The organism is Cellulomonas massiliensis JC225, assembly GCF_000312005.1.
Classification (GTDB): Bacteria; Actinomycetota; Actinomycetes; order Actinomycetales; family Cellulomonadaceae; genus Cellulomonas; species Cellulomonas massiliensis.
The window spans coordinates 2965262-2973417 of sequence record NZ_HE978588.1; the positions used below are offsets into that span (position 1 = coordinate 2965262).

General features: G+C 77.3%; 7 protein-coding genes. 2 read left to right on the plus strand and 5 right to left on the minus strand.

All coding sequences use genetic code 11. The features are described 5' to 3' along the window. Positions 1 to 10: 10 nt before the first annotated feature. Positions 11 to 2140, minus strand: a complete 2130-nt coding sequence (locus HGCM_RS13995) for an ATP-dependent DNA helicase (protein WP_019137458.1) — start codon at positions 2138 to 2140, stop codon at positions 11 to 13. A gap of 41 nt (positions 2141 to 2181) precedes the next feature. Then, a complete protein-coding gene (hflX, locus tag HGCM_RS14000) occupies positions 2182 to 3699 on the minus strand; it encodes a GTPase HflX (protein ID WP_019137459.1) in 1518 nt (505 codons plus the stop codon). A gap of 168 nt (positions 3700 to 3867) precedes the next feature. On the opposite strand from hflX, the gene HGCM_RS14005 reads away from it, so the two are divergent. Together HGCM_RS14005 and HGCM_RS18370 are read left to right on the plus strand one after the other, a co-directional pair. After that, entirely contained in the window at positions 3868 to 4473 is a 606-nt protein-coding gene (locus HGCM_RS14005; protein WP_019137460.1) for a class I SAM-dependent methyltransferase, read from the plus strand. A 49-nt stretch (positions 4474 to 4522) separates the two neighbouring features. Further along, positions 4523 to 5923 carry an MFS transporter gene (locus tag HGCM_RS18370; protein WP_019137461.1) on the plus strand — a complete coding sequence of 467 codons (1401 nt, stop codon included), beginning with the start codon at positions 4523 to 4525 and terminating at the stop codon, positions 5921 to 5923. Here HGCM_RS18370 and HGCM_RS14015 read toward each other — a convergent pair. From HGCM_RS14015 to miaA, 3 genes are read right to left on the minus strand one after another with little or no spacing between them, the layout of a single operon-like run. Further along, the gene (locus HGCM_RS14015) at positions 5887 to 6213 is read right to left on the minus strand and encodes a thioredoxin family protein (protein WP_147572864.1); all 327 of its coding nucleotides are present in this window, start codon (positions 6211 to 6213) and stop codon (positions 5887 to 5889) included. The two genes, HGCM_RS18370 and HGCM_RS14015, sit on opposite strands and share 37 nt — an antisense overlap. Beyond that, the gene (gene dapF / locus HGCM_RS14020) at positions 6210 to 7193 is read right to left on the minus strand and encodes a diaminopimelate epimerase (RefSeq protein WP_019137463.1); all 984 of its coding nucleotides are present in this window, start codon (positions 7191 to 7193) and stop codon (positions 6210 to 6212) included. The genes HGCM_RS14015 and dapF overlap by 4 nt, the downstream gene beginning before the upstream one ends. Further along, positions 7190 to 8149, minus strand: a complete 960-nt coding sequence (gene miaA / locus HGCM_RS14025; RefSeq protein WP_019137464.1) for a tRNA (adenosine(37)-N6)-dimethylallyltransferase MiaA — start codon at positions 8147 to 8149, stop codon at positions 7190 to 7192. The genes dapF and miaA overlap by 4 nt, the downstream gene beginning before the upstream one ends. Positions 8150 to 8156: the final 7 nt, after the last annotated feature.

The following is an 8156-nucleotide window of genomic DNA, read 5'->3' on the forward strand; positions in this document are numbered from 1 at the left end:
AGGCACAGGCTCAGCCGGCCAGCCGCTCGAGCGCCGCCGTCGCGACCGCGAGGTCGGTCGTGCGCCAGAAGTCCGGCATCGAGCGCAGGAGGTACTCGCCGTACCGCGCGGTCGCCAGCCGCGGGTCGAGGACGGCCACGACGCCCCGGTCGTCGGTCGTGCGGACGAGCCGGCCCGCGCCCTGGGCGAGCAGCAGCGCGGCGTGCGTGGCCGCGACCGCCATGAAGCCGTTGCCGCCGGACGCGGCGACCGCGTCGGAGCGCGCCGAGCGCACCGGGTCGTCCGGACGGGGGAACGGGATGCGGTCGATCACGACGAGCCGGCAGGTGGCCCCCGGCACGTCGACGCCCTGCCAGAGCGAGAGGGTGCCGAACAGGCACGTGGGCTCGTCCGCGGCGAACCGCGCGACGAGCGTCGGGAGCTGGTCGTCGCCCTGCAGCAGCACGGGCACGTCGAGCCGTTCGCGCATCGCGACGGCGGCGGCCTGGGCGGCGCGGCGGGAGGAGAACAGGCCGAGCGTGCGCCCGCCGGCCGCGCGCACCAGCGCCTCGATCTCGTCGAGCTGGGCCTCCGTCGCGGGCTCCCGACCGGGCGGGGGCAGCCGCCGCGCGATGTAGCAGATGCCCTGGCGGCGGTAGTCGAACGGGCTGCCGACGTCCAGGCCGCGCCACCGCAGCGAGCCGGGCGCCGCGGTGGCCGCCGACGGAGCGGCCTCCGGCTGCTCGGCGACCGGGCCGTCGGCGGCCCCGCGCTCGAGCCCGACGGACCGGGCGACCGGTTCGAACGACCCGCCGAGCGCGAGCGTCGCCGACGTGAGCACCGCCGAGCGCCCCTCGAGCAGGTGCGTCCGGACCAGGCCGTGGACCGCGAGCGGCGCCGCGTGCAGGCGGGTCAGGGTGCTGCCGCGCCGGTCCTCGGACCGGGCGCACCACAGCACGTCCCGCCCGTCGTCGTCCGCGGTCATGCGCTCGGCGACCTCGAACAGCGCGAGCATCGCCGCCGCGGCCATCTTGAGGCCGCCCTCCTCGCCCTTGGGCTTCGCGCCGTCCGGCTTGAGCGCGGTGAGCAGCGTCCGGGCCGCGTCGCGCACGGCGGCGACCGCCGTGTGCGCGTGGGGCGGCAGGCCGTCGCGGAACCGGCCCTCCGGCATCTCGACGAGCACACCGGCGAGCGCGCCGGCCGCCGAGTCGAGGTCGGTCGTGGGGATGCCGCCGTGCCGGCGCGCCAGGCGCGCCGCGTGCTCGATCGTCGCGACCGACAGCTCGGCGGTCGCCTGCGCGGTCACCCGGTCGACGAGCTCGTGCGCCTCGTCGACGACGAGGGCCTGGTGCTCCGGCAGCACGTTCGGGGACCCGGTCGCCGCGATGCCGAGCATCGCGTGGTTCGTCACGACGACGTCGGCCTCGCGTGCCCGACCCCGCGCACGTTCGGGGAAGCACTCCGCGAGGTGCGGGCACGCCGAGCCGAGGCACTCCAGCGACGTCACGGAGACCTGCCGCCACGCGCGGTCGCCCACCCCCGGCACGAGGTCGTCCCGGTCGCCGGAGTCCGTCTCGGCGGCCCACTCGCGCAGCCGGACCACCTGCTCGCCGAGGCTCTCGTCGAGCGTCCCGGCGGGCCCGGGGTGCTCCGCCGCCCCGGGCCGCTCCGGCAGGTCGAACAGGGCGCCCGGCTCGTCGTCGGGGTAGCCGCCCTCGACCTTGTGCAGGCACAGGTAGTTGTGCCAGCCCTTGAGGAGGGCGATCGTCGGCGTGCGCGGCAGGTGGGGGGCGAGCGCCGTGGCGGTGAGCGGGAGGTCGCGCGTCACGACCTGCCGCTGGAGCGCGAGGGTCGCCGTCGAGACGACGACGCGCTCGTCCTCCAGCACCGCGTGGCGGACGGCCGGGACGAGGTACCCGAGGGACTTGCCCGTCCCGGTGCCGGCCTGGACGAGCAGGTGCTCACCCGTGGCGAAGGTCTGCGCGACCTCGTCGGCCATCCGGTGCTGACCGTCGCGCCGTGCGCCGCCGAGCGCGGCGACCGCCACGTCGAGCAGCTCCCCGACCGCGACGGCGTCGCGCGCCGGCGCCGCTGCCGGCGCGGCGTCCCCGCCGCTCTCGGCGGCCGGGTCGGCGTCGCGGCTCAGGGGTCGGGCGGGCACCGCGTCAGCCTAGGCGAGCCGCGGTGCCCGACGGGCCGGCGTCAGGCGCTCCGGACGGCGGCGGCGCGCAGCTCCGCCGCCAGGGCCTCGTCCACGCGGGCCCGCAGCTCGGTGCCCGCGTCCGTGTGCCGCTCGTGGTCGATGTCACCGTGCTCGTGCACGCGGCTGACCAGGTCCCCCCGGTGGTACGGCACGACGACGTCGACCTCGACGCCGGGACGCGGCAGCTGGTCGGCGATGAGCTCCTGCAGCTGCGCGATGCCCTCGCCGGAGTGGGCGGAGACCACGATGGAGTGCAGCTCGCGCGAGCGCAGCCGGGCGATCGCCTCGGGGTCGGCCACGTCCGCCTTGTTGAGCACGACGATCTCCGGCACGTCCATCGCCCCGGGGATGTCGGCGAACACGTGGCGGACCGCCGCGATCTGGCCCTCCGGGTCGGGGTGCGACGCGTCCACGACGTGCAGGATGAGGTCCGCGTCGGCGACCTCCTCCAGCGTGGAGCGGAACGCCTCGACGAGCTGGTGGGGCAGCGCCCGGACGAACCCGACCGTGTCGGCGAGCGTGTAGACGCGCCCGTCGCTCGTCTCCGCGCGCCGGACCGTGGGGTCCAGGGTCGCGAACAGCGCGTTCTCGACGAGCACGCCGGCGTTCGTCAGCCGGTTGAGCAGCGACGACTTGCCGGCGTTGGTGTAGCCCGCGATCGCGACCGAGGGGATCGCGTGCCGGCGGCGCGACGAGCGCTTCGTACGGCGTGCGGGCTCCATGGCGGCGATCTCGCGGCGCAGCTTCGCCATCCGGTTGCGGATGCGGCGGCGGTCCAGCTCGATCTTCGTCTCGCCGGGACCGCGCGAGCCCATGCCGGCCCCGGCGCCGCCGACCTGGCCACCGGCCTGCCGGGACATCGACTCGCCCCACCCGCGCAGGCGCGGCAGGAGGTACTCGAGCTGCGCGAGCTCCACCTGCGCCTTGCCCTCCCGGGACTTGGCGTGCTGGGCGAAGATGTCGAGGATCAGGGCCGTCCGGTCGACGACCTTGACGCGGACGATGTCCTCCAGCGAGCGGCGCTGCGACGGGGCGAGCTCGCCGTCGACGACGACGGTGTCGGCGCCCACGGCGGCCACGACGGACGCGAGCTCGGCCGCCTTGCCGGAGCCCAGGTACGTGCCGGGGTCCGGCTTGGCCCGCCGCTGCAGGAGCCCCTCGAGCACCTGCGAGCCGGCCGTCTCGGCCAGCGCGGCGAGCTCCCGCAAGGACACCTCGGCGTCCGCCGCCGTGCCGCCGGACCACAGCCCGACGAGCACGACGCGCTCGAGGCGCAGGGCGCGGTACTCGACCTCGGTGACGTCCTCGAGCTCGGTCGACAGGCCGGCGACGCGGCGCAGCGACGTGCGCTCCTCGAGGTCGAGCTGGTCGCCGTCGTAGGTGGAGTGGACGGTGCCACCGGAGTGCAGCGCGGTGCCGGCGCGGGCGAGCACCCGCGCGACGACGTCGTCGGCCACCTCCTGCGGCGTGCGGGCGTCGGCGCCCGGGTTCTCGCGGGGGGTGCTCGGCTGGTTCACACGGTTCCTCTCGGTGCACGGTCGGCTCGGGCCGACGGTCGGGGCACTGCTGCCCGACCTCCAGGTTGACACGCGCTCGCCGCGCGGTCGACCGGTTTCGCCGAGGGCCGAGGGCTCGCGGACGGCTCGGTGACCGCGCGTCGGTGCCCCGGCGATAGGGTCGCGCGCGTGACGCACGACCACTACTTCACCGCCGAGCCGGCGTCCGCCGACGAGCGGCGGACGGTCGACGTCGAGCTCGCCGGCCGCCGGCTGGTCGTCGAGACCGCGGGCGGCGTGTTCTCGCCCGACCACGTCGACCTCGGCACCCAGGTGCTGCTCCGCAGCGTGCCGGCGCCGCCGACCGACGGCGACCTGCTCGACCTCGGGTGCGGCTGGGGCCCGGTCGCGCTGGAGCTCGCGCTGCGCAGCCCGCGGGCCCGCGTGTGGGCGGTCGACGTCAACCGGCGGGCGCTCGACCTGGTGGGTCGCAACGCGTCCCGGGCGGGGCTCACGGGCGTGCGGGCGGTCGAGCCCGACGACGTCCCCGACGACGTGCGGTTCGCGACGATCTGGTCCAACCCGCCGATCCGGGTCGGCAAGGAGGCGCTGCACGCGCTGCTCCTGCGCTGGCTGCCGCGCCTGGAGCCCGGCGGCACCGCGTGGCTCGTCGTGGGGCGCAACCTCGGCGCCGACTCCCTGCAGCGGTGGCTGGCGGAGCAGCTGCCCGAGCACCGCGTCGAGCGCGCCGCGAGCGCCAAGGGCTTCCGCGTGCTCGGGGTCACGTCGCCCTGACGGCGCCTCGTCGCCGACGCGTCGGCGGCGCGCCCTAGGGTGGACGACCGTGCCGCAGCCCCAGCCCTCGACCGACCTCGCGCAGGCGCGTGCCGCGTGGCGGGCGCTGCGGCCCACCACCTGGGGCATGTTCGCCCTGACCTTCATGGCGGCCTTCGAGTCGCTCGCCGTGACGACCGTGATGCCCACGGTCGCCGAGCGGCTCGACGGCACGCAGCTCTACGCGTTCGCGTTCGCGGGCCCCGTCGCCGCCGGCGTCGTCGGCATGGTGGCCGCCGGCCGCTGGGCCGACCGGGCAGGCCCCGGCCGCCCGCTGGTCGTCGCGGCGGCGACGTTCGCGGCGGGCCTCGTCGTCGCCGGGCTCGCGCCGACGATGGCGGTGCTCGTCGCCGGCCGCCTGGTCCAGGGGCTCGGCGGCGGCGCGCTGTCGGTCGTGCTCTACGTCGTCGTCGGCCGGCTGTACCCCGCGGTCGTCCAGCCGCGCGTGTTCGCGGGCTTCTCGGCCGCATGGGTGCTGCCGTCCATGGTCGGTCCGCCGCTGGCCGGGCTCGTCGCGCAGCACGCGGGCTGGCGCTGGGTGTTCCTCGGCGTCGCCCTGCTCACCGTGCCCGTCGCGGCGGTCGTGCTGCCGGCGGTGCTGCGCATCGGCCCGCCGCCCGAGGCGTCGGACGCGCCCGCGGCGGCCGGCGACCGCCTCGCCTGGGCGGTCCTCGCGGCGGGTGGGGTGCTCGGCCTCAACCTCGCCGCGCAGGCGCGGGTCCCCTGGTCGCTCGTCCTGGCGGCCGCGGCGGCCGCCGTGTCGCTCGCCGCCCTGCGACCGCTCGTCCCCCGCGGCACCCTGCGGCTCGCGACCGGCCTGCCCGCGGTCATCGGCACCCGCGGCCTTGTCGCCGGCGCGTTCTTCGGCGCCGAGGTCTACCTGCCGTTCCTGCTCATCGAGCGGTACGGCTTCGCCCCGACCACCGCCGGGGTGACCCTCACCGCGGCCGCGATCGCGTGGGCGTCGGCGTCCTGGGTGCAGGGCCGGCTGGGCGATCGCCTCCCGCACGCGCGGGCGATCCGGGTCGGGACGGCGCTCGTCGCGGTCGCGGTGACCGGGACGGCGGTCGGCGCGTGGCTGCACCTGCCGGCCGCGGTCGTCATCGTCGCGTGGGCGGTGTGCGGCGCCGGCATGGGCCTGACCTACGCCCGGCAGACGGTCCTCGTGCTGGCCTTCTCGGCCCCCGGGACGCAGGGGACGAACAGCTCGGCGCTCACCACCACCGACTCGCTGGGCGCCGCGCTGTCGCTGGCGGTGACCGGCCTCGTGTTCAACATCTCCCACGCGTTCGCGCCGACGCTGGCCGTGACCGCCGTGCTCGCGGTCGCGGCCGCTCTCGCGGCGACGAGGATCCGGCAGCCCGCTGGCTCGCGTCAGGCGGACGCCGCGGCGACCGCCGCGCGCAGCTGAGCGAGCGTCGGCACCCCCGCCGCCTGCACCCGCACCCGTCCGCGGGCGTCCAGCACGAGCACCGTCGGCGTCGACGTCACGCCGAGCCGCTCCCCCAGCGCCAGGTGGTCGGCGACGTCGAGGTCGACCGCGGTCACGCCCGTCGCCGTGGCCACCGCGCGCTCGACCACCGCGCGCGTCGCCCGGCACGGCATGCAGAAGGCGCTGGAGAGCTGGACGACGGTCGCCGACGCGCCCAGCGGCGCCCCGATCTCGTCGGGCGTCAGCACCTGCTCGGCCACGGGGCTCACGACCGGACGAGCGCCGTCACGTCGACTGTCGCGTCCGCGACGAGCACGGCCGGGCCGGCCAGCTCGACGTGGCCGTCCGGCAGGGCGGTGACGCGCACGGTCCCCCCGGGCACGTCGACGAGCCACACGTCGGGCGCGCCCGACCCGGCCCACGAGCGCACCGCGAGCGCGGCCGCGCACGCGCCGGTCCCGCACGAGCGGGTCTCGCCGACGCCGCGCTCGTGCACGCGCATCCGCACGCGCCCGACCGGCCCGTCGTCGAGCCGCTCCTCGCCGAGCGGGACGACGAGCTCCACGTTCGTGCCGTGCGGGGGCACGGGCACCACGTCGGGGGCCGTCGTGAGGTCGGCCGCCGCGAGCTCGGACTCGTCGGCGAGCGCGAGCACCGTGTGCGGGTTGCCCACGTCGACGCCCAGGGCCGGCCGCGTGACCGGCAGGCCGCGCACCGTCACCTCGGCGTCGAACCCGTCGGCGAGCGCCTGCGCGCCGCCCGGCAGCGTCCAGCGGCCCATGTCGACGGCGTACCAGGCGTCGTCGTCGACGCCGGCGGGCACCGGCACGCGGCGCACGCGGCGCACGCCCGCGCGCGTGCCGAGCGCGAGCTCGCCCGTGCCGTCCCACAGGCCCAGCCGCTCGAGGAAGGCCGCGAACACCCGCACCCCGTTGCCGCACATCTCCGCAACGGAGCCGTCGGCGTTGCGGTAGTCCATGAACCAGCGGGCGGCGGGCTCCTGCGCGAGGACGTCCGCACCCTCCGGCAGCCGCTCGCTCGCCACCACGCGGATCACGCCGTCGCCGCCGACGCCCGCGCGGCGGTCCGCGAGCGCACGCACCAGCGGGGCGGACAGGTCGAGGGCGCCCGACCGGTCGTCGAGCAGGACGAAGTCGTTCTGCGTCCCGTGGCCCTTGCTGACCGGCAGCGTCGCGCGCGGCACCGTCGCGACGGCGGGCGCGGGGGCGGCGGGGACGGTGGAGGTCACGACCCCAGGGTACGTCGCGCCTGCGGGCCGCCGGGGGCCGGGTCCAGCGTGCCGGCGTCAGCCCGGGCGACGAGCTCCAGCGCCCGCTCGACGAGGTGCGGGTCCCGCGCGTCCAGCCAGTGCACCCTCGGGTCGCGCCCGAACCAGCCCATCTGCTTGCGCGCGAGCCGGCGCGTCCCTGCGGTCGTCGCCGCGCGCGCCTCGTCCGGCGTGCAGCGGCCCTCCAGGGCGTCGATCGCCTGCGCGTAGCCGACGGCCCGCGCGGCCGTCCGCCCGATGCCGTGGTCCAGCAGCGCGCGGACCTCCTCGATGAGACCCTGCTCCCACATGCGGTCCGTCCGTCGCTCGATCCGCTCGTCGAGCACGGCGCGGTCGCAGTCGAGGCCGATCTGGACGGCAGGGACCTCGTACACGTGCTGCGGCAGCGACGAGGAGTAGGGACGGCCCGTCAGCGCGATGACCTCCAGCGCGCGGACGATCCGGCGCGCGTTGCGCGGGCCGATGCCCGCCGCCGCGACGGGGTCCGCCGCCGCCAGCTCCTCGTGCAGCCGGCGGGAGCCCTCGCGCTCGACCCGCTCCTCGAGCGCGGCGCGCACGTCCGGGTCCGTCCCGGGGAACTCCATCCGGTCCAGCAGCGCCCGCACGTACAGCCCCGAGCCGCCCACGGCGACCGCCCGGCGGCCGCGGGAGTCGACGTCGGCCAGCGCGGCGCGCGCCCGCGCCTGATAGTCCGCGACCGTCGCGTCCTCGGTCGGGTCCAGCACGTCGAGGAGGTGGTGCGGCACACCACGCCGCTCGTCGGGCCGCAGCTTGGCGGTGCCGACGTCCATGCCGCGGTAGAGCTGGAGCGCGTCGGCGTTGACCACCTCGCCCCCGAGCGCGAGGGCGAGCTCGAGCCCGAGGTCGGACTTGCCGGTCGCGGTCGGCCCCACGACGGCCACGACGAGCGCGCTCACCGGGCCG